This is a genomic window from Haloarchaeobius baliensis (assembly GCF_052060055.1).
Classification (GTDB): Archaea; Halobacteriota; Halobacteria; order Halobacteriales; family Natrialbaceae; genus Haloarchaeobius; species Haloarchaeobius baliensis.
In genome coordinates this window covers 1,733,982-1,757,896 of record NZ_JBPPFR010000001.1, presented here as the reverse complement: position 1 = coordinate 1,757,896, position 23,915 = coordinate 1,733,982, and the positions used below count along the sequence as shown (strand labels likewise).

32 protein-coding genes, 2 tRNA genes and 1 pseudogene are annotated in these 23,915 nt (G+C 68.6%); 11 read left to right on the top strand and 24 right to left on the bottom strand.

What is annotated here, in order from left to right:
* Positions 1-26 precede the first annotated feature (26 nt).
* Entirely contained in the window at positions 27-689 is a 663-nt protein-coding gene (locus tag ACSG06_RS08910) for a fibrillarin-like rRNA/tRNA 2'-O-methyltransferase (protein WP_440989910.1), read from the bottom strand.
* On the bottom strand, positions 686-1,546 hold the full coding sequence (locus tag ACSG06_RS08905; protein WP_440989909.1) for an NOP5/NOP56 family protein: 861 nt from the start codon (positions 1,544-1,546) through the stop codon (positions 686-688). Before ACSG06_RS08905 ends, ACSG06_RS08910 begins: the two co-directional genes overlap by 4 nt.
* Before the next feature lie 162 nt (positions 1,547-1,708).
* On the opposite strand from ACSG06_RS08905, the gene ACSG06_RS08900 reads away from it, so the two are divergent.
* Positions 1,709-1,870, top strand: a complete 162-nt coding sequence (locus ACSG06_RS08900; RefSeq protein WP_440989908.1) for a DUF7331 family protein — start codon at positions 1,709-1,711, stop codon at positions 1,868-1,870.
* 6 nt (positions 1,871-1,876) lie between these two features.
* On the opposite strand, the gene ACSG06_RS08895 is transcribed toward ACSG06_RS08900, so the two are convergent.
* From ACSG06_RS08895 to ACSG06_RS08860, 8 genes and pseudogenes are all read right to left on the bottom strand, one after another.
* Positions 1,877-2,695: a hypothetical protein gene (locus ACSG06_RS08895; RefSeq protein ID WP_440989907.1), complete on the bottom strand. Its 819-nt coding sequence runs from the start codon at positions 2,693-2,695 to the stop codon at positions 1,877-1,879.
* An 83-nt stretch (positions 2,696-2,778) separates the two neighbouring features.
* On the bottom strand, positions 2,779-2,946 hold the full coding sequence (gene paaE, locus ACSG06_RS08890) for a 1,2-phenylacetyl-CoA epoxidase subunit PaaE (RefSeq protein WP_440989906.1): 168 nt from the start codon (positions 2,944-2,946) through the stop codon (positions 2,779-2,781).
* Complete coding sequence (gene paaD / locus ACSG06_RS08885; RefSeq protein ID WP_440989905.1) at positions 2,943-3,413, bottom strand: 1,2-phenylacetyl-CoA epoxidase subunit PaaD; 471 nt, start codon at positions 3,411-3,413, stop codon at positions 2,943-2,945. The genes paaE and paaD overlap by 4 nt, the downstream gene beginning before the upstream one ends.
* A complete protein-coding gene (gene paaC, locus ACSG06_RS08880; RefSeq protein ID WP_440989904.1) occupies positions 3,406-4,278 on the bottom strand; it encodes a 1,2-phenylacetyl-CoA epoxidase subunit PaaC in 873 nt (290 codons plus the stop codon). The genes paaD and paaC overlap by 8 nt, the downstream gene beginning before the upstream one ends.
* A complete protein-coding gene (gene paaB, locus ACSG06_RS08875) occupies positions 4,278-4,613 on the bottom strand; it encodes a 1,2-phenylacetyl-CoA epoxidase subunit PaaB (protein ID WP_440989903.1) in 336 nt (111 codons plus the stop codon). Before paaB ends, paaC begins: the two co-directional genes overlap by 1 nt.
* Positions 4,614-4,617: 4 nt before the next feature.
* Positions 4,618-5,562, bottom strand: coding sequence for a 1,2-phenylacetyl-CoA epoxidase subunit PaaA (gene paaA, locus ACSG06_RS08870; RefSeq protein ID WP_440989902.1), 945 nt, complete (start codon positions 5,560-5,562; stop codon positions 4,618-4,620).
* 152 nt (positions 5,563-5,714) lie between these two features.
* Positions 5,715-6,005 carry a hypothetical protein gene (locus tag ACSG06_RS08865; protein WP_440990312.1) on the bottom strand — a complete coding sequence of 97 codons (291 nt, stop codon included), beginning with the start codon at positions 6,003-6,005 and terminating at the stop codon, positions 5,715-5,717.
* A gap of 187 nt (positions 6,006-6,192) precedes the next feature.
* A pseudogene (locus ACSG06_RS08860) lies at positions 6,193-6,261 on the bottom strand (twin-arginine translocation signal domain-containing protein); the annotation flags it as partial.
* A gap of 184 nt (positions 6,262-6,445) precedes the next feature.
* Between ACSG06_RS08860 and ACSG06_RS08855 the strand changes: the two are divergent.
* Positions 6,446-7,078: a helix-turn-helix domain-containing protein gene (locus ACSG06_RS08855; RefSeq protein WP_440989901.1), complete on the top strand. Its 633-nt coding sequence runs from the start codon at positions 6,446-6,448 to the stop codon at positions 7,076-7,078.
* Between the two features lie 18 nt (positions 7,079-7,096).
* On the opposite strand, the gene ACSG06_RS08850 is transcribed toward ACSG06_RS08855, so the two are convergent.
* The 4 genes from ACSG06_RS08850 to ACSG06_RS08835 all read right to left on the bottom strand — a co-directional run bounded on the left by ACSG06_RS08850 (position 7,097) and on the right by ACSG06_RS08835 (position 11,307).
* Complete coding sequence (locus ACSG06_RS08850; protein WP_440989900.1) at positions 7,097-9,166, bottom strand: histidine kinase N-terminal 7TM domain-containing protein; 2,070 nt, start codon at positions 9,164-9,166, stop codon at positions 7,097-7,099.
* 88 nt (positions 9,167-9,254) lie between these two features.
* Positions 9,255-9,641, bottom strand: a complete 387-nt coding sequence (locus tag ACSG06_RS08845; RefSeq protein WP_440989899.1) for a PaaI family thioesterase — start codon at positions 9,639-9,641, stop codon at positions 9,255-9,257.
* A 331-nt stretch (positions 9,642-9,972) separates the two neighbouring features.
* Positions 9,973-10,689, bottom strand: a complete 717-nt coding sequence (locus ACSG06_RS08840) for a queuosine precursor transporter (RefSeq protein ID WP_440989898.1) — start codon at positions 10,687-10,689, stop codon at positions 9,973-9,975.
* Between the two features lie 93 nt (positions 10,690-10,782).
* Positions 10,783-11,307, bottom strand: coding sequence for a DUF7523 family protein (locus ACSG06_RS08835; RefSeq protein WP_440989897.1), 525 nt, complete (start codon positions 11,305-11,307; stop codon positions 10,783-10,785).
* 129 nt (positions 11,308-11,436) lie between these two features.
* Between ACSG06_RS08835 and ACSG06_RS08830 the strand changes: the two genes are divergently transcribed.
* From ACSG06_RS08830 to ACSG06_RS08820, 3 genes are all read left to right on the top strand, one after another.
* The gene (locus tag ACSG06_RS08830) at positions 11,437-11,781 is read left to right on the top strand and encodes an ArsR/SmtB family transcription factor (protein ID WP_440989896.1); all 345 of its coding nucleotides are present in this window, start codon (positions 11,437-11,439) and stop codon (positions 11,779-11,781) included.
* 2 nt (positions 11,782-11,783) lie between these two features.
* Positions 11,784-12,101: a DUF7521 family protein gene (locus ACSG06_RS08825; RefSeq protein WP_440989895.1), complete on the top strand. Its 318-nt coding sequence runs from the start codon at positions 11,784-11,786 to the stop codon at positions 12,099-12,101.
* A gap of 161 nt (positions 12,102-12,262) precedes the next feature.
* The gene (locus tag ACSG06_RS08820; protein WP_440989894.1) at positions 12,263-13,006 is read left to right on the top strand and encodes a DNA-directed RNA polymerase subunit epsilon; all 744 of its coding nucleotides are present in this window, start codon (positions 12,263-12,265) and stop codon (positions 13,004-13,006) included.
* A gap of 44 nt (positions 13,007-13,050) precedes the next feature.
* Here the strand turns inward: ACSG06_RS08820 and ACSG06_RS08815 are convergent, their stop codons facing one another.
* Positions 13,051-13,824: a hypothetical protein gene (locus ACSG06_RS08815; protein WP_440989893.1), complete on the bottom strand. Its 774-nt coding sequence runs from the start codon at positions 13,822-13,824 to the stop codon at positions 13,051-13,053.
* 118 nt (positions 13,825-13,942) lie between these two features.
* Here ACSG06_RS08815 and ACSG06_RS08810 point away from each other — a divergent pair, with 118 nt between their 5' ends.
* The gene (locus tag ACSG06_RS08810) at positions 13,943-14,260 is read left to right on the top strand and encodes a cupin domain-containing protein (protein WP_440989892.1); all 318 of its coding nucleotides are present in this window, start codon (positions 13,943-13,945) and stop codon (positions 14,258-14,260) included.
* A gap of 338 nt (positions 14,261-14,598) precedes the next feature.
* A complete protein-coding gene (locus ACSG06_RS08805) occupies positions 14,599-15,765 on the top strand; it encodes a spondin domain-containing protein (RefSeq protein ID WP_440989891.1) in 1,167 nt (388 codons plus the stop codon).
* 103 nt (positions 15,766-15,868) lie between these two features.
* Here ACSG06_RS08805 and ACSG06_RS08800 read toward each other — a convergent pair.
* The 3 genes from ACSG06_RS08800 to ACSG06_RS08790 all read right to left on the bottom strand — a co-directional run bounded on the left by ACSG06_RS08800 (position 15,869) and on the right by ACSG06_RS08790 (position 17,148).
* Positions 15,869-16,047 (bottom strand) — tRNA-Trp (locus ACSG06_RS08800).
* 49 nt (positions 16,048-16,096) lie between these two features.
* Positions 16,097-16,324: a DUF5795 family protein gene (locus ACSG06_RS08795; RefSeq protein ID WP_440989890.1), complete on the bottom strand. Its 228-nt coding sequence runs from the start codon at positions 16,322-16,324 to the stop codon at positions 16,097-16,099.
* A gap of 38 nt (positions 16,325-16,362) precedes the next feature.
* Positions 16,363-17,148 (bottom strand): DUF5794 domain-containing protein, encoded by a 786-nt coding sequence (locus ACSG06_RS08790; RefSeq protein WP_440989889.1) that lies wholly within the window; start codon positions 17,146-17,148, stop codon positions 16,363-16,365.
* Positions 17,149-17,600: 452 nt separating this feature from the next.
* On the opposite strand from ACSG06_RS08790, the gene guaB reads away from it, so the two are divergent.
* The 3 genes from guaB to ACSG06_RS08775 all read left to right on the top strand — a co-directional run bounded on the left by guaB (position 17,601) and on the right by ACSG06_RS08775 (position 19,983).
* Entirely contained in the window at positions 17,601-19,094 is a 1,494-nt protein-coding gene (gene guaB / locus ACSG06_RS08785; protein WP_440989888.1) for an IMP dehydrogenase, read from the top strand.
* 90 nt (positions 19,095-19,184) lie between these two features.
* The gene (locus tag ACSG06_RS08780; RefSeq protein ID WP_440989887.1) at positions 19,185-19,751 is read left to right on the top strand and encodes a hypothetical protein; all 567 of its coding nucleotides are present in this window, start codon (positions 19,185-19,187) and stop codon (positions 19,749-19,751) included.
* Between the two features lie 79 nt (positions 19,752-19,830).
* Positions 19,831-19,983, top strand: a complete 153-nt coding sequence (locus ACSG06_RS08775) for a hypothetical protein (RefSeq protein WP_440989886.1) — start codon at positions 19,831-19,833, stop codon at positions 19,981-19,983.
* Positions 19,984-20,005: 22 nt separating this feature from the next.
* On the opposite strand, the gene ACSG06_RS08770 is transcribed toward ACSG06_RS08775, so the two are convergent.
* From ACSG06_RS08770 to ACSG06_RS08745, 6 genes are all read right to left on the bottom strand, one after another.
* On the bottom strand, positions 20,006-20,341 hold the full coding sequence (locus ACSG06_RS08770) for a YrdB family protein (RefSeq protein ID WP_440989885.1): 336 nt from the start codon (positions 20,339-20,341) through the stop codon (positions 20,006-20,008).
* A gap of 67 nt (positions 20,342-20,408) precedes the next feature.
* Positions 20,409-21,539: an outer membrane lipoprotein-sorting protein gene (locus tag ACSG06_RS08765; RefSeq protein ID WP_440989884.1), complete on the bottom strand. Its 1,131-nt coding sequence runs from the start codon at positions 21,537-21,539 to the stop codon at positions 20,409-20,411.
* A gap of 91 nt (positions 21,540-21,630) precedes the next feature.
* Positions 21,631-22,350: a class I SAM-dependent methyltransferase gene (locus ACSG06_RS08760; RefSeq protein WP_440989883.1), complete on the bottom strand. Its 720-nt coding sequence runs from the start codon at positions 22,348-22,350 to the stop codon at positions 21,631-21,633.
* Between the two features lie 71 nt (positions 22,351-22,421).
* Entirely contained in the window at positions 22,422-22,745 is a 324-nt protein-coding gene (locus tag ACSG06_RS08755) for a class I SAM-dependent methyltransferase (RefSeq protein ID WP_440989882.1), read from the bottom strand.
* A 9-nt stretch (positions 22,746-22,754) separates the two neighbouring features.
* Positions 22,755-23,156 carry a class I SAM-dependent methyltransferase gene (locus ACSG06_RS08750; RefSeq protein ID WP_440989881.1) on the bottom strand — a complete coding sequence of 134 codons (402 nt, stop codon included), beginning with the start codon at positions 23,154-23,156 and terminating at the stop codon, positions 22,755-22,757.
* 259 nt (positions 23,157-23,415) lie between these two features.
* A tRNA-Lys gene (locus ACSG06_RS08745) sits at positions 23,416-23,489 on the bottom strand.
* A 107-nt stretch (positions 23,490-23,596) separates the two neighbouring features.
* On the opposite strand from ACSG06_RS08745, the gene sugE reads away from it, so the two are divergent.
* Positions 23,597-23,914, top strand: a complete 318-nt coding sequence (gene sugE, locus ACSG06_RS08740) for a quaternary ammonium compound efflux SMR transporter SugE (protein ID WP_440989880.1) — start codon at positions 23,597-23,599, stop codon at positions 23,912-23,914.
* Position 23,915 lies beyond the last annotated feature (1 nt).

The window sequence follows — 23,915 nt, the reverse complement described above, 5'->3', positions numbered from 1 at the left end:
CAAAAGGCGTGCGGAGTCGGGTATCTTCACCGCGGACGCGCGACCACCGCGAGGTGGTCCTCGTGGAGCGGGTCCATCCGCTCGGTCGTGACGACCTCGTACTCCTTCTCGATGGTCTCGACGACGTGCCCGAACGTGACCTCCGTCGGGCCGGTGACGTCCTCGCTGCGGGCCTTGATCGTGGCGACGAGCCAGCCGTCGTCCGCGAGGAACTGTTTGTTCCGACAGGCGACGTCACCCTGCCCGCGTGTCGCCACGTCCTGGAACAGCACGTCCACGCCGGACTCGACGACGTGGGCGTACGTCTCCGGCTTGCGGGCGTCCTTCAGCAGCGGGAAGAGATTCGGTCGGCTCTCGGCCACGCGAACCAGGTCGCGGGCCGGTCGCGGCGCGAACTCGACGGCGTACGTCGGGCCGGCGAAGTCGGCGACGTGGCTCACGGTGGTCCCGCTCGCCGCGCCGAGGTAGAGCACCGTGTCGCCGCCCTCGAAGCCGGTCTCGATGCCGCGGCCGAGCATCGCCCCGAGCTTCGAGCGACCGGGGTCCCACGCCCGCCAGCCGTCCTGGACGGGCTCTCCGTACACCGGCTCCCCGCGCGTCGTGAGGCGCCGGTCGCCGTCGAAGGTTCTCGGTTCGACGCCGTCGGGCAGGTGACCGTCGCCACCGTCGGGGCGGTCGCGGCGGTTCATCCGTCGCCCTCCTCGTCCGCCGCGTCTCCCTCCGCACGGGCCCGGATGGTCGCCATCCGTTCGTCGAGCTCCTCGTCGAGCTCCGGCTTCCGGTCGCCGGAGTAGTGGTCCACGCGCGCTGCGATGGTGAGCTTCCCGGCGAGCGCGCGGGCCGCCGACCCGCGGTCCTCGGGCCGGGTCCCGCGGACGTACTCGTGGGTGTAGATGACGCCGTGCTTCGGCGAGGAGGCGTGTCCGCGGAGATGCGCGAACAGTGCGTCCTCCGCGCCCAGCACCTGCACCGTCCCGCTGGGCTTCTTCGCCAGCGACTCCAGCCCGCCGGCCAGCGCGACGAGCCGTGCGGCGAGCACCGGCCCGGCCATCGCGGCGAGGTTCGGTGCGACCGTCGGCGCGCGCGTCTCGACGTAGCTCTCCAGCTCGGCGGCCTCGTCTGCGAGGTCGACGACGCGTTCTGCCAGCGACACCGCCCGCTCCTCGTCGGGAGTCGTCGGCTCCCGGGCGGCGACCTCCCGCGCGAACGCGATGCCGCCGCCCTCCTCGTCGAACAGCGCGCCGGCCCACTCGCTCAGGCGCTCGGCCAGCTCGTTCGCCGTCCGCGTGCAGTCGTCCATCGCGCGGACCGCGTGGACGAGCTGCTGGTCGCCGGCGCGCTCGGCCTCGGTCGCCTCGGCCCGCGTCGCGGCGACGCAGGCCCCGTGCAGCGCCGCGTAGTACGTCTCCTCGTCGGGTGCGAAACCGGTCTCGACGGCCCGTGCGGGCCAGTCTGCCGGCGCGTCGGCACGCCCTTCGCGGACGTGTTCGGCCCCCGTGGTGGTGTCGTCGCGCTCCGTGCCGACGAACCACCCGTCTCCTGTCATGGACACGTCTTCGCCGGCCAGCCGAGTAAAGGCCACCGACTCGCCCGTCCTAGAACGTGATTAAATAGTTTGGTGCACCCAAACAGTCACGGCGGAAAGCTTATGCCTGCAGACCCGTCTCCTTGAGATACCCGATTCGGGCGCCAATGCCCGACACAGACAATGAGTAGCGCGAACAACACGAGTTCCGACGGCCCCCCAGCTATCGACACGAGATTCAGAGCACGCGAGTCCGACGACGGCCGAGTCGAGATCTTCGACTCGGAGAACGACGACGCGTGGATCCGCTCCGACTACACACTCGAGGTAGCGGGACCGAACTGAGCGCGCTCACGATTCTACCCGCGACAGCACGTACCGCAGCGTGAACCCGGAGCGACTGGTGACGACGGCCAGCGGCGCGTCCGGTCCGGTCTGGAGCGTCACGGGCCCCTCGAGCACGGCCGCCACACGGCCGAGTGCATCGCCGTACTCGTTGTACACGTCCGGGCCACTCACATCGCCCGCCAGCTCGGCGCTCGCCCGGAGCCTGCCGTCGTCGACCAGCTCGAACCGGAACGAGCCGTCCGCGACGACCACCGGGAAGGTCGCGGCGTCGGCCGTCGCGACACCGTCGGCGAGCCGTCGGAGCTGGTCGGCCTCCGTCTCGACGACCGTCGGGGCCGGCGTCCCGTCGTCGAGCCGGAACCGTTCGTCGTCGGTGAACCGTCCGGGCAGCTCCAGCGGGACGTCCGCGAGGAGTGCGGAGTCACGGACACAGTCGACGCGGGCGGTCGCGTCGTCGCTCTGGATCACGACCTCGGTGGCCTGGCCGGACTCCGGGTCCCCGTCGAATCGGACCGCGACCCCGCCACCGTCGTCGACCCAGTCCATCCAGTCCCGTAGCTCGACGATGTCGAACACCGCCGTGACAGTCCCGCCAGCGACGCCGTCGTAGGCGTCGAGCAGCCCCGTCTCGACCGTGCAGTAGGCGGAGAGCGGCGCGTCGACGCTCCCCGCCGGCGTCCGGAGGGACGACTCGTCGATACGCAACAGCATCTCGTCGTAGTACGGCTCGTCGCTGCCGGGGGGCTCGACCGCCGCGAGCGAGAGCATCCGCTCGAACACGGCGGCCGGTGCAGCGAGCTCCGCGAGCGGCTGCGCGTCCATACGACCCGGGTCAGGCCGGACGACCAAAGCTCCGACGGTCGTCGCCGACGCTCACGACGGTGAAAACGGAGGAGGTGGTCGGCTCACTCGAACTTCTCGAAGGGCTGCTCGCAGTCGTTGCAGTAGTGCATCGACCGGCAGAGCGACGGCCCCTTCGGGTGGTCGCGGACGGTGTCCTCGGAGCCGCAGTACGGACACTCCGCGCCCTCCAGGTCGCCGCTGGTCGTGACGGATGGGTCTGCGCGTCTCATATGCTCAGTCCGAACGCCCGCAGGTCCTCTCTGCCCTGTTCGGTCACCAGCTCGAGGTTCCACTCGGGCGACCAGACCAGCCGCAGGTCGGCGCGGTCGACGTCGTCGATGGCCTCGACGGCCTCGCGCATCTGGTCCTGGAGCATGTCCCGCGCGGGACAGCCCGAGTAGGTGAGCGTCATGTCGACCGTGGCGACGGTCTCGCCGTCCTCCGCGTCGACGCTGACGCCGTAGATGAGCCCGAGGTCGACGATGGAGACGGGCATCTCCGGGTCCTCGATCTCGTACAGCGTGTCCCAGACCTCGCGCTCGACGCCCTCGGCGCCCTCGCCGGTCGCCGGCACGTCGTCGTACGCCTCGCCCTCGACGTACTCGGTGTACGCGCAGGCCTCCCCGGCCGGCTCCACGCAGTCGTCCTCGACGGGGTCGACCGAGTCCGGGATGTCCGTGTCGTAGGCGTTACTCATCGTCGGGGTCCTTCATGATGCGTGCGGCGCTGGTCCGGCCGAGCTCCCGGTACGAGTGCGTGAACTCGTCGTAGAGGTCGAACCAGTCGTCGGTGTGGGACTGGTCGCGGCCGACGTGCTCGGGGAGCTCGAACTGGCTGTGGTGGACGTCGTACTGCTCGGGCAGCTCGGCGTCCTCGACGCTGAGCCCCAGCGACTCGAGGAACGGGACGACCTCGTCGAGCCACTCCTCGCGCATGGTCACGAGGGGGTCGCTGCGGATGCCGAGCTCGTCGATGCGGTCCTCGACAGCCTCGTCGGTCGGTGCGAACAGCGTCAGCGCGTACGGGAACAGCCGGTCGAGGGCGTCCTGCACGCGGGCACGGCCCTCGTCCTCCTCGCAGAGCCGTTCGAGCCAGCTGGCCGCGTGCTCGCGGTGGTAGTCCTCCTCGCCGAGGATCTTGCCGACGCGGTCGCGGATGCGCGGGTAGGACGAGTCCTGCAGCGCGCGGAGCTGGATGTCCTCGGCGACGTCGTAGAGGTACGACCGGAGGACGGGGTCGGCCCAGTCGCCCTCGTCGAACGGCAGCTCGACCAGCGTGGAGTGGCGCCACTCCGACGGGTCGCGCTCCCAGATGAGCTCGGACTCCTCGGCGCCCCAGTCCTGGAGCAGGTCGTACCAGAGCCGGGCGTGGCCCAGCTCGTCCTGTGCGATGTTCGAGAGGGCGAGATCGGACTCCAGCGTGGGGGCCTTGACCTGCCACTCGGTGTAGCGCTCGGCGAGCACGAACTCGTCGTCGGCCAGCCGGAACAGCTGGTGCCGGACGGCCTCGCGCTCCTCCTCGGACAGCGAGCCGGGCTCGGAGAGCTCCTCGACGGCCGCCATCACTTCCCACCTGCCTTCTCGATCTGGGCCTTGCGCTCGCGCTCGGCCGTCGCCTGCTCGCTCTCGGACTCCTCGACCTCGGAGGCCGCGGCCTCGAAGTTGTAGGTCATGGCCCACCGGTAGGACTTGTCCGTGGTGCCGCCGAACGCGGCGTCCTCGGTGTCGACCTCCCCGATCTCCTTCTGCGGGGTGACCCACAGGCTGTTCGTCGGCTTGCGTCGACCGTGCTGGATCTCGGCGAACAGCAGCGCCATCTCCCGGTCCGGTGCGTGGACGTTCCCACAGTGCTTGTGGTAGTCGCCCGATTTCTCCTGTCTGAATACTTCCCAGATCATGGTCTCAGTCTGCCGCCTGCGGCTGGCTGGAACCGTAGAGCCGGTTCTCGTGGTTGTCGAGCGATTCGCGGACCCACTCCACGGCGTCCTGGGCCGCCTTCCGGCCCTCGATCTGGCCGACGCCGGGCTCGTAGTCGTTCTTCGCGATGGTGAAGAACTCGTCCCAGTCGAGGTCCTCCTCGACGACCTCGTAGGTGCCGTCGTCGTTCTCCGTGATGCGCGGCGTGTCGGGGATCTCGAGCCCGTACTTCTTCGCCTTCGGGATGTACGCGTTGAGGAACGCGTTCCGGAGGTCGTCGTTGCTCATCTGCTTGAGGCCGACCTCGCTGGCGAAGCCGTGGTGCGTCGACTTCTCGTTGGTGGGCCCGAAGAACTGGATGATGCGCGGCCACCACAGCTCGAAGGCCTCTTGGGTCAGCTCCTGCTCCTTCTTCGAGCCGGTCATGAGCTCGTAGAGGATGGCCTCACCGTGCTTGACGTGGAAGCCCTCCTCGAAGCAGACCTTGTCCATCGCGTGGGCGTAGGGCTCCCACGAGGTGGACTTGAGTGTGGCCTGCCGGCGCATCGCCGCGCCGTCGACGAAGAACGCGATCATCGGCGTCTCGACGTAGCTGTCCATCGGGTAGTGGAAGCAGTTGAGGAACTTCCCCGTCCCCTCGGCGAGCTCGTCGAGCATCTCGTCTCGCGTCTTGATACCCAGGCTCTCGGCGGCCCGGTAGAGCAGCTGCCCGTGCCCGATCTCGTCCTGCACCTTCGCGCTGAACGCGAGCTTGCGGTCGAGGCTCGGTGCCTGCCGGATGAACGGCTTCTCGAGGTACGCGCCCATGATCTCCGAGTTCGCGTGGAACTGGATCATCCGCGTCGCCGCCTTCCGGTACTCCTCCGGCATGTCGTCCTTCGGACTGAACTCCCGCGGTCCGGCCCGCTGTTTGACCTCCTCGATGTCCATGATAGTTCGTTCCCTATTTTGCGCGCCACCGACTAACAGGTTCACCCGTACATGTGTGGTGTTTATAAGTACGTTCCCGGCGATTGTCGGCTCTCGAGTGGCGTCTCGCAGCAGCCAGTCGGGAGGGAATGGTCGGGAGGTAGTGAGCTCGACTACCTCTCAGACTCGATACACGGCTGGTTGGGGCAGGGGCAGGTCGGAACGCAGTTACAGATGATCTCCCCGTCGCAGCAGTCGCCACCGATGATGGGGCAGTCGACCCACTCGCCGTCGCAGTAGCACACCGTCTCCTCGCAGCCGTCACAGTCGGTCGAGGCGGTCATGATGCCGTAGGTCTCGAAGCCGCCGTCGTCCCGGTCGAGCACCGCGAACGACCGGTCGGAGCCGGTGAACATCCCGACGGTGAGCCGCCCCTCGTCGACGCGCTCTGTCGCCTGGATCACCGGGACGCTCCTCGCCGACCCTCACCGCGGTCAGTCTGGCGTCAGAGAGCGACAGCTCCTCGACCCGCGGGGTCGCCAGAACGTCGTCGTCGGACAGTTCGCCGAACAGTGTGCGGTCCCGTCGGAGTGCGGACCGGGTGTCGGCCTCCGACAGCGGTTCCGATTCGACCGTCGAGCTGGCACTCGCCACGCCGGTCAGTCCGACGCCGGCGACCGCGCCAGCACCCGTCTTCTTGAGCAGGTTCCGTCTGTTCATGTGTTACCGTGGCACATTGCCACACAACATCACTGATGGCTACCATAACAAAAAGGTAATGTATGTACTCTGTATGTGTCGGGAGCCGCCGACGTGGACCACTCCGTGACCCGAACTGTCGGGCCATCCATAACCGGGTTCGCCCGCCGATAGCCCCATACGTCGCCCCCCCGAACGGAGCCACATGATCGAGGAGTGTCTCGTCGTCGAGTTCGCGGTGACAGGGGACGACTGCCCGCTCGCGACCGCGACGCGCGAGACGGACACCGCGGTGGAGGCCAAACCGCCGCAGCGGCGCTCCGATGGCAACGCACTCCTCCAGTTCAGTGGCGACCCGGCCATCGCGGAGGTGCTCGACGCGGACGAACGCATCCGGTACCTCCACGCCTCGTCGACGGACGACAGGGTGAACTACCGCTGCCTGTCCAAGCACCCGTGTGTCGTCCACCAGCTGACGGACGCGGGCTTCATGGCGGAGTCGCTGCGCTACGACGACGGGGTCGAGACGTACACCGGCGCGGTCGTCGGCTACGACGTGCTCGAAGGGGTGCTCGAGGCGGCGGGCGAGGCGGTCGGGGTCACCCTCGAACGGATCTACCCGCTCGGGAGCGAGGACGACGAGGCCGTCGCCCGTCGCTGGGGGTTCACCCCCGCCCAGGAGGAGGCACTCCGGCTGGCGAACGAGATGGGCTACTTCGAGGTGCCGCGACGGGCCGACGCGGGCGACGTCGCGGCCCAGCTGGGAATCGGCAAGTCGGCATTCCTCGAGCGTCTCCGTCGCGGACAGGCCGCGCTCATGGCCCAGGTGTTCGAGTAGCCGTTCCGGGGCCGGCCCTCATCGCGCGGCCGACCCGTCCAGTTCGAAGGTGAACCGGGCGCCGCCAGCTTCGCCCTCGCTGACGGTGACCGACCAGCCGTGGGCGCGGGCGATGCTCTCGACGATGGCGAGCCCGAAGCCCGTCCCCTCGTCGTTGGTCGTGACGCCCGACTCGAACACCCGCTCGCGCTGGTCGGTGGGGATGCCCGGCCCGTCGTCGGTGACGGAGAACCGGACGACAGCCGGGTCCTCGGCCGTCGCGTCGACCTCGGTGTCGACGGTCACGGTGACAGCCCCTTCGTCGGTCGTCCCGTGCTCGACACAGTTCCGGAAGAGGTTCTCGAACAGCCGTCGGAGCCTGTCGGGGTCGGCCCCAACGGTCCCGCCCCCGTCGAACCGCAGGACTCCGTCGCCCGTCTCGACGGTGGCCCAGGCACGTCGGGCCACGGCGGCGAGCTCGACCGTCTCGGTCTGCTCGACGGCGTCCCCCTGTCGTGCGAGCTCGAGTGCGTCGTCGACGATGCGCTCCATGCGCTCGTGGGTCTCCTCGACGACCGAAAGTGCCTCCATGTCCCCCTCCTTCGCGGCCTGCAGGTAGCCGTTGCCCACGGTCAAGGGGTTCCGGAGGTCGTGGCTCACCACGCTCGCGAACTCGTCGAGCCGCTCGTTCGTCCGCTCCAGCTCGCGCTCACGTCGTTTCCGGTCCGTGATGTCCCGCGAGTTCAGGACCATGCCCTCGACGACGGGGTCGTGGAGCAGGTTCGAGGCGAACGACTCGAACATACGCCAGGAACCGTCGGCGTGGCGGATACGGTACTCGTGACGCGAGCTGTGGTCGTGTTCGTCGACCGCCTGGTCGAACTCCGCGACCATCCGGTCGCGGTCGTCGGGGTGGAGCCGGTCGCTGCCATGGTGGCCGACCCACTCGTCCTGCTCGTATCCCAGGACCCCCTCGACGGCCGGGCTGTCGTACTTGATGCGGCCGTTCGCGTCGAGGACGGTGATCATGTCCGAGGAGTTCTCGATGAGCCGCTGGTAGCGCTGTTCGATGCGACGCTGCTCGGTCACGTCCCTGAGGATGAGGAGCCGGGTTCCCGCCGACGCTGACTCGAGAGGTTGCCTACTGACCGCGAAGTGCCGGGTCCCGTCGTCCATCTCGACCGACAGCTCGTCGGTCGGTTCGTCGTCCGCGAGGACCGGTTCGAGCGACGGAACCGCCTGGACTGCCGTCTCGCCGATCAACTCGCTCGGACGGGCGACGCCGAGCGCCTGGACGGCCGGGTTGGCGTCGATGATGCGACCCTCCTGGTCGACGACGACCACCGCGTCCTGCATGTTCTCGATGACGGTCTTGCGGGCGACGGGTGAGACGGCGAGCAGCGAGTACCGCGAGATGGCGTACCACAGGGCGACCGCGGAGAAGGAGAACCCGAGGACGGTGTAGTCGAGACTGCCACCCGAGCCGAGGCTGACGAACCAGCCGATGTTGACGACGAACGGGACGACGATGGCGGCGACGACGGCCAGCGACTGCGAGCGGAAGAACTGCTCGGACCGGAGCGCGGCCCGGAGGAGCAGGGCGATGGCGGCGACGATGAGGGCGTAGGAGTAGATCACGTGGAACGTCGCGGCCGGCCCGAGGCTCCGGTCGAGCATCACCAGTCCGGTCTCGGGGTCGAGCGCGGTGTCCACGGCGACGACGTAGAGCTGGTGGTAGGTCGGACTCGTCGCGAGCAGGCCGAGGGCGACGGTCATCTCGACCGCCAGCAGGCCGAACAGTCGCGACGTCAGGTACTCGTCGTTGTCGGTGTAGGCCAGTGCGAACCCGAGGAGCCCCAGCGTCGAGCCACCGGCGCCGATGAACTGGACCACCAGCCAGGCGCGCTTGGCGACGAGGTCGGTGGTGAGCAGCTGGAACACGTCACCAACGCCCCAGACCGCGATACTGAACGTGAGTGCGACGAACATCCGGACGACCGGCCGGTCGAGCAGGTGCGTCCGGCCGACGGCCACGTAGAGGAACAGCCCGAACGACAGGAGCGCGGAGAAGACGAACGGGATGATGTAGACGGTTGGTTGCCATTCCATGCAGCGGGTCTGTGGGAGAAGGGGGTCCGGATACGCTTTACTCTGATGGGCGACCCCCGGCCCGCGACTGCAGGAGTGTCCGGGGCCGCTATCCCGTCTTGTAGACGCCGCGTGCGTCCGCGATGAGGGTGTCGTCCTCCGCCGCGAACACGTCGACGTCCACCGTGCCGACGTCGCCACCGCAGCGGACCACGTCGGCCTCGGCGTACAGGTCGCCCGTCCCGGCGTCGAGGTAGTCGATCCGCATGTCGATGGTCGGCACCGGCTGGTCGACGAGCGAGACGAGGGCCGCCCCACCCACCGTGTCGGCGAGGGTGAACGTCACGCCGCCGTGTGCCATCAGCTGGTCGGCGTTCCAGGACAGTTCCTCGCGCATCTCCAGCCGTCCCTCGGCGTGTCCGTCGGCTGCTTCGGTCACTTCGACACCCAGCAGGTCGGCGAACGGCATCTCCTCGAAGAACGATTCGATGTCCATGGTCGGCCCTGCTCGGTGCATCCTCTTAACCCTTCAGGAAGGCAACGCCTGCGTGGTATCCTCCGTCACCTGCTCCCTCCGGCTGCAGCGCCGTCCACCGCCCCGACTCTAAACAGTTAGATGTCGGTTCGCATCGATACTTACTCATTAGAGTCAAACGTTACCTACCCTGCCACCCAAGCAGGAAGTGGCGAATTACAGCGACGTGCTGTCGCCACCCCCATACTCCCCCCAACCCCCCTTCCTGGAACCACAACCGACCAGAGAGTTCCATCGCCGACGGGCGATTGCGCCCACCAGGTAGCCACATCGAACCGGTGGTAGTCCCCTACTACGCCGTCCGTTCCGTCTCGTACTGCTCGACGAGCGACACGACGGCGTAGACGAACGGGGTGTCGACCAGGGCGACGAGCAGCTTGAACACGTACTGACCGACGATGAGCGCGAAGATGACCGGCACGGGGATCTCTCCACCGACCCCGAAGACGCGCGGGGCCACGTAGAACGCTACCGTGACGAAGATGACAGTGTCGATGGCCTGGCTCGTCGCCGTCGAGAGGATGTTCCGCAGCCACAGCGACTCTCCATCGGTCGCCTCGCGGACCCGGTGGAAGACGTAGACGTCCCAGTTCTGGCTGACGAGGTAGGCGAGCAGCGAGCCGGCGACGATGTTCGTGCTCGCGCCGAGGACCGTCTCGAACGTCTCGGCGGCGACGGGGCTGTTGCCGGCCACCGGCGAGGCGATGGTGCTCCAGACGAGCAGGAGCACGACGAAGTTCATCGCGAACCCGACGTTCACCATCGCGGTCGCCGCGCGCCGCCCGTACAGCTCCGAGTAGCAGTCGCTCGCGAAGAACGTCAGTGCGTAGGCCAGGGCGGCACCCGGCAGGATCAGTACCTCGCCGGTGTGCGGAAGCGAGAGTGGAATGCCGAACGCCAGCAGCTTGCTCGCCGTGACCTGTGCCGTCGCCAGCGCGGTGACGAACAGGCCGACGAGTGCGATCTGTCCGACGTCCGCAGCGTCGCCCTTCCGGACGGGTTCGTTCATGTCTACCGGGCGAACACCCGCGATTCGTTTGAGGATTCTGGTTCGTCTCGCCGCCGGACCGTGCCGGTCCACCGGTGGAGGTCTGCCCCGACCTCAGCTCTCGGACGACGGGCGGTCGGGCACCGATCCGGCGGCCGCCTCGACCGCACGGATGGCGTCCGCACCGGCTCGACGGCCGACGAGTGCGACGAGGGCGTCCTCGTCGAAGCCCATCCCGTGGACGGCCACGTCCGCGAGGGCGAGTCGGTCGAGTGCGGCCGCGGCGAACGCCGCGTCGACCGCGCCGGTCGCGAGCACCGCCGTCCAATCGCCGTCGGCCGTCGGACCGTACCACGCGTCGTTCACCGCGAGCAGTGCCCCGTCCGGCGAGCCGTCGGCCTCGGTACCGTCGAGGCGACCGAGTCCGCGCTGCATCGTCACCCGGACCGACGGGGACGACGGGGCGTAGTCCGGGAGGGCCTCGGCGTAGCGCCGCAAGGCGGTCGCGATGGCGTCCGGCTCGCCGTCGACGTCGACGAACCGTGCCGCCGCGGCGTAGTTGACGACGCCGGCGCGCAGCGCGTCGAGGAGGAACGGGTGGTCCGCTGCTGCCTCTCGTGTCCGTGCCGCGAGGGTCATACCGAGAGCCCCGCACCCGTCCCCGATAAACACCGCGGTCTGTGCGGCACGGTCGCCACGACCGCCCGCGTTTTCCGACACGGAACACGACGGACAGTTTTTACGTTGGCGGGCGTGAACCCGGTGGCAGTGACCGAGGACCCGGCGCTCCCGGACGTCGTCGCGCTGCTCGACGACGAGTACGCCCGCGCGATCCTCGAAGCCACCAGCGAGGGGCCGAAGTCGGCCAAGGAGCTGAGCGAGGAGTGCGACGCCTCGCTCCCGACGGTGTACCGACGGGCCGAGTCCCTGCAGGAGTGTGGCCTGCTGCGCGAGGAGACACGTCTCCAGGACGACGGCAACCACTACAGCGTCTACCTCGCCACGCTGGAACGGTTCTCGGTCGAACTCACGGAGGGCTCATTCGACATGGAACTACAGCGAACCGAACGGGACGTCGCGGACACGTTCACCGACATGTGGCACAGACTCTGACCATGCTCGGGCTCCAACTCATCGGCGACCCGGTGCAGGCACTGGTCGTGACACTGGCGGCACTGTCGACGGCCGTCGGCCTGCTCATCGGCTACCAGGCCTACCGGGGGTTCCGCCGACACGACAGCCGCCCGATGCAGCTGCTCTCGGTCGGGCTGTTGCTGATCACGGCCGTGACCTACAGCATCTCCTTCGGCGGGACCCTCCTCATGCGGGAGGGGATCCTGCCGCTCGCGTACCAGGACGCCCACACCGTGCTGGTTCGCGTGACCCAGCTCGCGGGCCTGAGCTGCATCCTCTACTCGCTGTACTCGCGGTAGCGACCACACCCTCCGTGCTCGTGGCGTACGGTTCGACCGGTTCGCCGAGCTCCTTTAAGTCATTCTCGTCACAAGGGTTCGTAGTGAGCGGAGCTGGGTTCTGACGTCACCGACCGCAGAGCCCAGCCTTTCTATACGCTGGAGCCGCAACGGGGAGTCGAATGACCGACTCCGCAGTCCCTCCGGCGGCCGACCCACGGGCACCCGAGCCACCGGAACGTCGCGACCCGCGCGACGTGCACGCCGGCCCCGGTGACGGCTCGCTCGGCCGCATCGACGCGGTGAAGGACGAACGATTCCGCCGCTGGGATATCGTCACGCCGAGCGCCACGCTCATCGGCCGCCCCAGACACGCACACGAGGACGTCAGCGAGAGCCTCCGCCGGCTCCACGACGAGCAGCACCCCGCGATGGCCGGGCACAGCGAGCGGATGCACCGTCTGGAGAAGGTCCGCATCACCCACGCCTTCTGCAACAACCTCTCGCTCACGCCCTGGGAGCGCGACCGCGCACTCGGCATCATGGCCGACCTCGACCTCACCGCGTTCGGCAGCCAGCGCGCGATCCAGCGCGTCGCGCTCGTCGTCATCCGGCACGTCGTCGACGAGGAACGGAAGCGACGACTCGGCCTCCACGACGACGAGTGGGTGCGGGCGCGCTCGCCCGAGGAGCTCGCCGACCTCTCCGAGCAGTTCGAGTCGCTCACCGACGACGGCCAGTTCCGCCTGCTGATGGACGAGCACGGCCTCGACGTGACCGCGGTGAACCGGCTCACGCGCATCCTCCGGGACCAGCTCGAGGAACAGGAGCTCGCAGACGCCGTGTTCGGGCGCTCCCCCTACCGTGACCCGAGCCTGCCACCGCTCCGGCCAGAACCGCCGGCCGAGGACGGCGAGTCGGCCTGATACGTGAATCGCCCTGCTCTCCGGGTCGGCCGGCCCCTCCGTTCTCAGAACTCGTCGATGGTCGTCTCCGGGTTCGGTTCCAGACTCGTCACGATGGTCTCGACGGCGGCCACCGTCGACTCGACGCAGAGTAGCCGGTCCGCACCCTCCTCGCCCGTCCGCAGGATGGAGGTCAGCGTGTCGACCTCGACGGGGTAGTACTGCGTCCCATCGGCGCCGTGGGGCAGCCAGAACCGGTACGACGGTAACTCGGCGTCGGGCAGGCCCACGACGCGGACCGTCTCGCCGGCGTACTCGAGCTCCCGGACCACCGCGAAGGGCGTGTACTCGCCGCTGACCGCATCCGAGATGTTCTCGTCGACCGCCGTCGCCGTGAGCGCCTCGAACGGCTGGCCGACGCGGATGCCCGCGCGCTCGGTCTCCCCGTCGACGGTCACGACCGGGCTCGAAATCCCCTGACTCCGGCCACCCGGTCCCTGCAGCGCCTCCGGCAGCTCCCAGCTGTCCACGTAGTCGAACCGGAAGATGAACGGCGTCCCGGCGGTGTCGTACGGCGTCGGCTGCCCGGTGAGCCGCGTGCAGTCCGGGTCGGGGCTGTCGTTCGGCCCGTCGTCGGTCGTGCTCTCGCCGCCAGCCTCGCCGCCGCCCCCGGCCTGGGTCGTGCTCGCACCGCCTCCGCCGCTCCCGTCGCCGCCACCGGCCTGCGTTCCGTCCCCGTCGACACCCGAGCCGCCGCCCCCACCGAGACAGCCCGCGAGGGTCGTCGCCGTGGTCCCGCCCGCCAGTGCCAGCATCCGCCGTCGTGTCGTCGGTCCCATAGCCTACCGAAGCCGGTCGCCATCATATCTGTAGACGCTCAGTAGCTAGAGGCGCCGGCGGAAGGCCCGGCACGCATCCGGGGGAAACGTTTTGCACCCGACCGTCGACGCATCGTCCATGGACAGCTACCCACAGCTCGACCCCGACGACGGCGAGGTCCTCGACCGCGAGGTCGTCGTGACCGACGACGTGCTCGTGAAGGCGTTCGCCCTCGGTCCCGGTGCGGAGCTGACCCCACACGAGCACGCCGACTCGACGAACGTGTTCCACGTGCTGGAGGGCACGGTCACCGTGATCCGGGGAGACGAGGAGTCGGTCATCGAAGCGCCCGGCGTCGTCCAGCACGACCGCGGGGTCGTCCACGGTGCGCGCAACGACACCGACGAACGCGCCGTGTTCACCGCGAGTCTCTGTCCCATGCCCGGGTCGGGGTGACCGAGGCGGCGTCGCGAGACTCGGGACGCGACTCGCTGCTCCGCTGCGCGGAACGACCGTCGACCGCAAAGCGAGCGTTACTGCATCGAACGGGGCACGGTTACCGTGTCGGGGGCCCGTCGGTCGCTCCACTCATCCCTCCCGAACCCGACGGGCCCGAAATCTGGCGTTTTGAGTGACTGTCGCCCCACGTGACGTGAGGCGCTCTCTGACCGGCGTTCATAACAAAGCACTGGCTATGCATACACCGTATCCGCCATCCTGACCGGTCCAGGACCCTCCGCGGACCCGACAATGACACCAGTACTGCACACGACACAGCCGCGAGGAATCGACACATGACGACCGGCGCCCGCGGCCTGCCGATGACCCGGCGGACCGCACTGGCGACGGCCGGCGCGACGCTCGGTGGACTCGCCCTGGGCGGCGTCACCCTCACCGGGGCCCAGGACGGCGGCAACCAGTCCGCACGCACCTACCGCGTCACGGTGACCAACCTCACCCCCGGCCAGCCGTTCACGCCACCGCTCGTGGCGGCCCACCGCCCCGACGTCGAGGTGTTCGCCGTCGGCGACCAGGCCAACGAGCCGACCCGACAGCTCGCCGAGAACGGCAACCTCGGCCCGCTCGTCGATCTCGCGGGCAGCACCAACAGCATCCGTGGCGCCGCAGCCGGCGCCAGCCCGCTCGTCCCCGAAGCAGACCCCGGCGAGACCGGGCTGCCGTACTACGACACCGTCCACCTCACGACCGATGCCAGCGCCGGCTACCTCACGTTCGCGAGCATGCTCGTCGCCACCAACGACGGCATCACCGGCCTCGACACCGTCCCGCTCCCCGAGGACGTCAACGAGTCACGGACGTACTACGCCAACGGCTACGACGTCGGCACCGAACGCAACACCGAACTGTTCGCGGACCTCGTCCCCCCGGCGAAGACGCTCATCGTCGGCGGCGAGCCCGAGGGTACCACCGAGAGCGACCCCGCGCTCGCGGAGAACGGCGTCATCCGCCCCCACCCCGGCATCCAGGGCGACGGCGACCTCGACCCCGCCGTGTACGGCTGGCGAGAACCCGCCGCGATGGTCCAGGTCGAGCGGCTCGAGGGGCTCCAGGAGGAGTTCGGTGCCACGCTCCGCGGCACCAGTGAGGTCCCGCCCGTCGAGACCGACGCGATGGGTTCTGCGACGTTCGAACTCGACCGCGACGGCGACGAACTCGACTACGAGGTCAGCGTCGAGAACATCGAGAACGTCGTCGCCGCCCACATCCACTGCGGAGCGAGTGACGCGAACGGCCCACCCGGCGTGACGCTGTTCGACGGCGGCCCGGTGTCACCGGACGGGGTGCTGGCCGAGGGGACGATCACCGAGCCAGACGATGACAACGGCTGCGGCTGGGAGTCACTCGACGACGTGGTCACCGCACTCCGTGGCGACTACACCTACGTCAACGTCCACACCCAGGCCAATCCCGGTGGCGAGGTCCGGGGACAGATCGTCTGAGCATGTCTGGTGACTCGGGGGTCTCGCCCCGACTCACCGTTCACAGAGATACGAGCAGCCGGCAGACAGACCCTCAGGTGGTGGATTGCGTTAGCCGAAAGAATGGGGACGGAGGGATTTGAACCCCCGATCGACTGATATCTCCGGTGTGCGCCTCGGAACTCCAGAGGGTCGTCGTCGCGAGCCGATGATCAGTCGGTCGCTCGGTATATCAGTCTGGAGTCTCGTCCCGGGCGCGTGGCCTCTGGAGTCAGTCGCCATGCCTGGCTTGGCCACGTCCCCGCAGGTCTTTCGTTTGGCGGTTCTCACTAAAGGGGTTTCGATTCGTGAGCTAGTCGCGGTCGTCGTCGGCCCAGTCGCAGTCCTGGCACTTGTAGCCGGTGACGAGTTCGGTGACGCTCGGCATGTAGACGACCTCGAGGACGTCACCGCCGCAATCGGGGCATTCTCGGTCGGCGTCGGCGATGGGTTCGGCCTCCATGACGGAGTCGCCTTCGACGAGCTCGGCCAGTTTCTTCGGGGTGACCATCCGGCCCTGGACGACGCGGTTGTCTGGCATGGACGAAAGGGATGCGCGGACGGCCGTAAGCGCTCCGGTCAGTCGGCGGCCTCGGCGTGGGTGGCTGAGTCGCGGATGGGGTCGTCAGGGCAGTCGTCGGCGCAGCCGGGTTCGAGCGCGAACAGGGCGGCGACCCCGACCACTGCGAGGGGGGCGGAGCCGACCTCGAGCCCGAGGATCGAGAGCGCGAGCAGACCGAGGGCGACGGCGCTGCCGAAGCGGAAGCGGTCGACGTCCATGCGCCGGCGCAGGTGGGGGCCGGCGATAGCGACGGCGAGCGCGAAGCCTGCTCCCACGGCGGCCGCGGCGGCGGCGGCGGCGACGAGCTGCGGGTCGGGGACGACCTCGAGCTGTGGGTTCGAGAGGTCGAGGCTCACGAGGAGGCCGAGGCCGACGACGACCGCGGGGCGGGGGAGGTACTCGCCGACGCGTGCGGAGGCGGTCTTGGCGGCGACCGCGAGGACGACGAGTGCGGCGGCGCGCTCGAACGTGTGGATGTCGAGGACGCTCTCGATGGTGGGTGCGAGGGCGGCCTCGACGGTGGCGAGGGCGACGAGGCCGACGCCGACCGCGGCGACGGTCGTCGAGATCTCCCGGCGGCTGCCCTCCATCTCGGCGAGGACGACGGCGACCGTCGCGCTGCCGCCGAAGACGAGGAGTCCGACCTGGAGGACGTTCATCGGGCCGTCGAGTGCGCCCGCGAGGACGAGCGCCGGGAAGATGCCGTCGACGAGCGGGAGGCCCATGACGGTCGCGAGGAGTCTGGCGTCGCCGCCGACGAGGGACTCGAGACGGGCCGCAACGGGGTGGGAGGCCGGGCTCATTCTGCGAGAGCCCTCGTCGTGGATTCGGACCCGGTGTCGGTCACGCGTGCCGCACTGGCCCCGTCTCGCCGTGCCCCGTCGTGCTGCAGCTCGAGCTGGTCAGACCGGGCTTCGGTGGCCGGGCGGACCGGTGTCGCTGTCACGAGAAGGAACGGAAACGAGCACCCGGTGTGGTCGTCGTGCTCGAAACCGATGCGTGCTCCGTCCGTCGTGACGGTGGACATACACACCACTCGGGACGTGATGCTAATAAGAATTCTGTGTCAAAGTCACCCAACACCGAATCATCATCGTCCTGCTTGGGTTATTGGCTACGATATTTCGGACATAGGGTTGTTTGGCCGTGTGGTGTTCAGTCACGATCGGTCCTATCGGGGTGCGCACGTATGCGACTGCGCGCCAATGAGGGACCGTCTCGGAACGTTTTTGTGCGAATCGTGCGGACCGCTTATATGGCGAAAGACGCTCCACGCAGCGGCCAGTTCTCGGGCAAACTCGACGTTCCAGAGGCATTGACGTTCGACGACGTGCTGCTCCGACCGAAGGAGAGCCGGGTCGAACCGGACGACGCGGACCTCACCTCGCGTGTATCCAGAAACGTCGAACTGCCGGTCCCCGTGCTCTCGGCGGCGATGGACACCGTCACCGAGGCCGGCATGGGCATCGCGATGGCCCGTCACGGTGGGCTCGGCGTCATCCACCGCAACCTCGACGTCGACGAGATGGCGGCGCACATCGAGCGCGTCAAGCGCGCAGACGAGCTCATCATCCGCGACGTGGTGACCGCGACACCGGAGCAGACGGTCCGCGAGGTCGACGAGATGATGGACCGCGAGGGCGTCAACGGGGCACCTGTCGTCGGTGAGGACGGCGTCGTCCTCGGGATCATCTCCGGCACGGACATCCGGCCGTACCTCGAGGTCGGCGAGCAGGACAGCGTGCGCGAGGCCATGACCGAGGAGGTCATCACCGCCGAGAAGGGCGTCACAGCGCGGGAGGCGCTCGAGCTGATGTACGAGCACAAGATCGAGCGGGTCCCCATCGTGGGCGAGGACGACCGGCTCATCGGGCTCGTGACGATGCAGGGCATCCTCCAGCGCCGCGAGTACGACAACGCGGCGCGCGACGAGGACGGCCGGCTCATCGCCGGTGCCGCCGTCGGGCCGTTCGAGGTCGACCGCGCCGTCGCCGCAGACGAGGCGGGTGCCGACGTGCTGTTCATCGACTGTGCGCACGCCCACAACCGGAACGTGGTCGACAGCGCGCGCGAGATCAAGGCCGAGGTGGAGGCCGACGTGGTCGTCGGCAACATCGGCACGCGAGAGGCGGCGGCGGCGCTCGTCGACTTCGCCGACGGGCTGAAGGTCGGCATCGGTCCGGGCTCCATCTGCACGACGCGGGTCGTCTCCGGCGCGGGGATGCCCCAGATCACGGCGGTCTCACAGGTCGCCGACGTCGCCGCGGAGCACGACGTGCCCGTCATCGCGGACGGCGGCATCCGGTACTCCGGCGACGCCATCAAGGCCATCGCGGCCGGCGCGGACGCGGTGATGCTCGGCTCGTACTTCGCGGGGACCGACGAGGCACCGGGTCGCGTCGTCACGATGCAGGGCAAGAAGTACAAGCAGTACCGCGGCATGGGCAGCGTCGGCGCGATGCAGTCCGGCGACAGCCAGCGGTACCTCAAGGAGGAGGACGAGGACGAGGACTACGTCCCCGAAGGCGTCGAGGCGGCGACGCCGTACAAGGGCCCGCTGGCGAAGGAGCTCCACCAGCTCGTCGGCGGGATGCAGTCCGGCATGGGCTACGTCGGCGCCGGCACCATCCCCGAGTTCAAGGAGCGCGCCGAGTTCGTGCGCGTCTCTGCGGCGGGCCAGACCGAGAGCCACGCCCACGACGTGCTCATCACCGACGAGGCGCCGAACTACACCCCCGACGGGAGCTGAACGGTCGGCTCAGCACGGCGCGGCGACCCACCGGGCAGTCGTCGATGCGGCCTCGTCATTTTTGTCGGTGGGGTCCGAATCGGATAGCCGATGGCTACAGAGGAGCCCGAGAGCGAGGGGCAGACCGACGGGGGACGGAGCGTGACGACCGAGGGGACACCAGGGAAGACACGGGCCAGTCGGTGGCTCGGGAAGCGCTGGTACCGCACGACACCGGGCATCGTCACGGCCGGCGTCCTCGTCGTCCTCACGGGGGTCGGCCTCGCCATATCGACCGGAGTCGTCGCCCCCGCGTTCACGGAGTTCGAGCCCTCGGCCGAGGCCGCCATCCCGCCGTACGTCTACCTCTACGGCGGACTCGGCGGGCTCGCGTACGTCTTCACCAGTCTCGTCGTCGAGTTCGAGAAGACGACCGAGGAGCTGGGTCGGGCTGGCCTCCGCCTGCTGGCCGCGCCGCTGCTCGCGGCGGGCATCTACCTGCTGATGCGGTTCTTCCTCGACGCACCCTCGACACGGCAGGTCGCCGGTCTCTCGTTCCTCGTCGGACTCTACGTCAAGGTCACCATCGAGGCGCTCGGCTCGCTGGCTCGCCGACTCTACGGACGCCCGACCGGACGGACGAGCCGGTCGGACGGGACTGGCGACGAGGCGGAGTGACTGCCGGGTGACCTATCGCCACTGTCAGATATTTGGTAACAATTAACACGGGGTGGGTCGTACGTACGCGAGAACCACCATGGGTGTCATCGACTCGATCAGGCGGGTGTTCCAGCGCACAGAGGAACCGACCGTCCCGGCCTTCCGCTGTGAGTTCTGCGACGAGACGTTCGAGACGGCCTACAGCATCTGCCCCGGCTGTGGGAGCGAACGAGTGGTGAAGGCCGACTGAGAACCCGACACGCGAGCGCCGGTCACTGGTCCCAGAGCCGCATGAGTGCGTGGTTGCCCACGACGAGCGCCACGAACAGGCCCGCGAGGATGGGCTGGCCGACCGCGTAGAGTCCCGCCGTCGCCGAGCCGAAGACCAGTCCCTCCAGCAGCAGGCGCCCGCGCTCCGACACCGGAAGCGCGGCCTGCGGGGACCCGAGCACGCCCCAGACGACCGCGACGACCAGCGGTGCGGCGAGCCCGAGCGCGATCCTGACCGGCAGTGTATCACCGCTCTCGAACCCCCAGTACGCGATGGCGAGCACGGCGAGCACCTCGAGGAGGAAGCGAAGCGCACGGTTCGCCGTCCGGAGGACCATACGGACTCACGGGACCGGGCGACTTTCAAGCCATCGGCGAACCGGAACGTCCGTCGAGGGGCGGCGCTCAGGCGCAGTGCATAGACGCCGCGATCTCGAGCAGGGTCGCGCGGGAGAGCGGGCCGCTGACGACGTAGGTCTGACCGCCACACTCCCACTGGAGGTAGCCGCCCTCTCCGTCGCCCGCGTAGTGAACCGTCCGCCCGTCGAGGTCGACCGCTTCGGCGTTCGAGGGCACCGTCTCGCCGGTGCGGTTCTGCACCAGCACGTACAGGGACGCGGAGCCGTTGGTGTACCGGAGCGTCGCCCGCTCCTCGTTGCCGACCGCCAGGCTCGCGCGACCGAGGGCGAACCCGCTCGGCACGTCGGCCGCGGGTACGTGCAGGCTGGTGTTCGTCCGGAGCAGGTCGATGTTGTCGAACGTCGTCACGTCCGGCGTGTCGTACTCGTCCCTCGCCACGCCCTCGGGCAGGTCGAGGCCGAACCGCGAGTCAGCGATGTCGACGCCGAGTTCCACGTTCTCGAACGTCGTAACCGTGGTGTACTCGTCCTCGCCGACCGTCGAGGTGGAGACGATTCGCTCCGGGAAGTACGTCTCCGTGTCGAGCCAGCCGACGAGGGTCGTGTTCCCGGCCGTCGACTCGTCGGGCACGAATCGGACGCGGTACTGTTCCTCGCCGTCTCGCTCCTCGGTCCCGACGAACTCGACGGTCGTCCGTTCGAGGAGCGACTGGATGGGGAGCCCGGCCACCGCGAGCGAGCCCGACGACCGCTGGTACGTCGTCACCTGCTCGGCGTCCGGGTCGTACACCGTCGTCGCGCTCTCGTTGACGAGCACCACCGTCCCGGCCCGCGCCTCGGGTGCGAGTATCTCCTGCCGGAGCTCGCCCGTGGCCGGGCGCGCCCAGAGCCGAACTTCGGTGGTCGTGCTGTCGTCGCCGACAGTCAGGTTCGTCCGGCGGGTCGCGACGTAGCCCTCCAGCGAGGACATCCGGTCGCGGAACGCCGCGACGACCGCCTCGCCGTCGGGCTCGTCGGCCTGGCTCGCCGTCTCGGTGTGCGTCGGTGCTCCGTCGGCCGTCGTCTCGGGTGCCATCGCGGCGTCGTCGGTGCCGGCGTCGTCGAGACAGCCGGCGAGCGTCGTCGACGACAGTAACACCAGACAGAGGCAGGCGACGCGGAGGGATCGATGGACCATATCGACTCGCCGTTCGACCGCACCTCTGATAAAGGAACTGATACGAACCCGTTTCGTGCAGCGTCGGCACCGAAGAAACGACGCGCCTGCGTCACCCTTTCTCTGCGACGTAGTAGTGACTGATCTCGAAGTTCACGAGCGGACCATCGCGTTTTCCCACCACCGTCACGTGGTCGAACCCCGCGTCGCGAAGCTGTCTCCGGGTCAGTCTCGGCGACCCGCGGTAGTACTCCAGGTCGTACTCGTCCGGGTCGCACCGGTACCGCGAGAGCGCCCGGCGGAGGTTCCCGTTCGCGACGTAGTACGTCCAGAAGTGCTCGCGGTCGCTCACGAGCGCGGGCAACACGTACCAGAGGTTGTGCGAACTGAACGCGAACCGACCACCGGACTGCAGGACACGATGTGCCTCCGTCATCGCGGCCAGTCGCGCCGACTCCGGCACGAGGCAGTCGATGCCGTAGTACGAGAACAGGACGTAGTCGAACGAACAGTCGGCGAACGCGAGGTCGGTGGCGTCGTCGACCATGAACGCCACCCCTGGATGGCGCTCGCGAGCCCGCGCCACCATCTCCTCGCTGCTGTCCACCCGGACGACGTCGATCCCTCGCTCGGCCAGCGGACCGGTCGTCCGTCCGGTCCCGCAGCCGAGGTCGAGCAGCCGACCGTCGATGTCGGTGAAGTATCGGTCGACCACCCGGCGCTCGCGGTCGTGGAGCCAGCCGTCCGCGCTGGTCCCGTCGTACTCGTCGGCCGTCTCCGCGGAGCCGTACACGGAGACCTCCCGTCGTCCATCGAATCCCTCCGTACCCATCGTCGCTGGCACCCTGACCGACCACGGAGCGGACGGACCTTGGTTAGCCAGCCCCTATTTCAGCGACCCCGTCAGGCTCTCTCGGCGACGTAGTGGTGCTGGATCTCGAACTGCCCGAGCAGCCCGTCGCGCCTTGCCAGCACCTCGATCTCGTCGAACCCGGCCGCCTCCAGCTGGCGGCGGGTCCGTCTGGGCGATCCCCGGTAGACGTCCAGGTCCAGTTCGGACGCGTCGCGCTTGTACGGCGAGAGAAGTCGCCGGAGGTTCCCGTTCGAGAGGTAGTACTCCCGGATGTAGCCCGGGTCGGTGAGCAGTGCCGGCAGGACGTACCGCCAGTTGTGCGAGTTGAACGCGAACACGCCGCCCGGTTTCAGCACCCGATGGAGCTCCCGCATCGCTCGCTCTCACGCCGTCGCCGGAGAGACGCTGTCGAGCCCGTAGTACGAGAACAGCACGTAGTCGAACGAGCCGTCGGCGAACGCGAGGTCGGTCGCGTCGTCGACCCGGAACGTGAGGTCCGGATGCCGTTCCCGTGCCTGCGCGACCATCCGCTCGCTCACGTCGATGCCGACGACGTCGTGGCCCCGGTCGGCGAGCGGCCGCGTCGTGCGCCCGGTGCCACAGCCGACGTCCAGCACCCGTCCCGGCTCGGCGAAGTACTCGTCGACGATGGCCGCCTCTCGCTCGGTCAACCAGCCGTCGTCGCCGAAGCTGTCGTACCGGTCGACCATCGCCCGCTCCTCGTACACGGTCTCGTTCCGGCGAACGGCGCTTCCCGCTGCTGACTGGCGTTCCTCGGTGCTCATGGCCCCTCGAACCGTGTGGCGGCACCCCGACGTACTGTTACTCGGTCGCTACCCCGACACCGACGGTGGTCTATCCAGTCGTGGAGTGGTATCCTGTCGGGTGGTACGGGGTCGGCACTGCGTAGGGTGTTCGCGAGAGAAGCGGGCCGGATGGGACCTTGAACCGCGGTCGGACATGCTCGCTTCGCTGCGCGTGCCCTCCCTGATCCAATTCCCACCGGCAGTCGCTTCTCATTGCTCACTTCGTTCGCAAGAGAAGCGGGCCGGATGGGAATTGAACCCATGACCGTCTGATTAAGAGTCAGACGCTCTGCCTAACTGAGCTACCGGCCCGAGTGCACTCGTTGGTTGCGTGGTAGTGTTAAAAAGGGTTTTCATTCCAGGGCACCGCCCGCCCCCGAACCGCAATCCGTAACCTCCTCCGGCGACAGACGGGAGTCATGTCCTGGGGAATCCTCGTCGTCGCGGGCCTGTTCGAGATCGCGTGGGCGGTCGGACTGGAGTACTCCGAGGGGTTCTCGAAGCCGGTGCCCTCGGCGCTGACGGTGCTCGCACTCGCAATCAGTATGCTGCTGCTCGCACGGGCGGTTGAGAGCCTGCCGGTCGGCACCGCCTACGCGGTCTGGACCGGCATCGGTGCGGTCGGAACCGCCATCCTCGGTGTGCTGCTGTTCGACGAGCCGGCGACACTGGCGCGAGCGGGTTTCGTGGGCCTCATCGTCGCCGGAATCGTGGGACTGCACTCGACTGGCGCGTGAG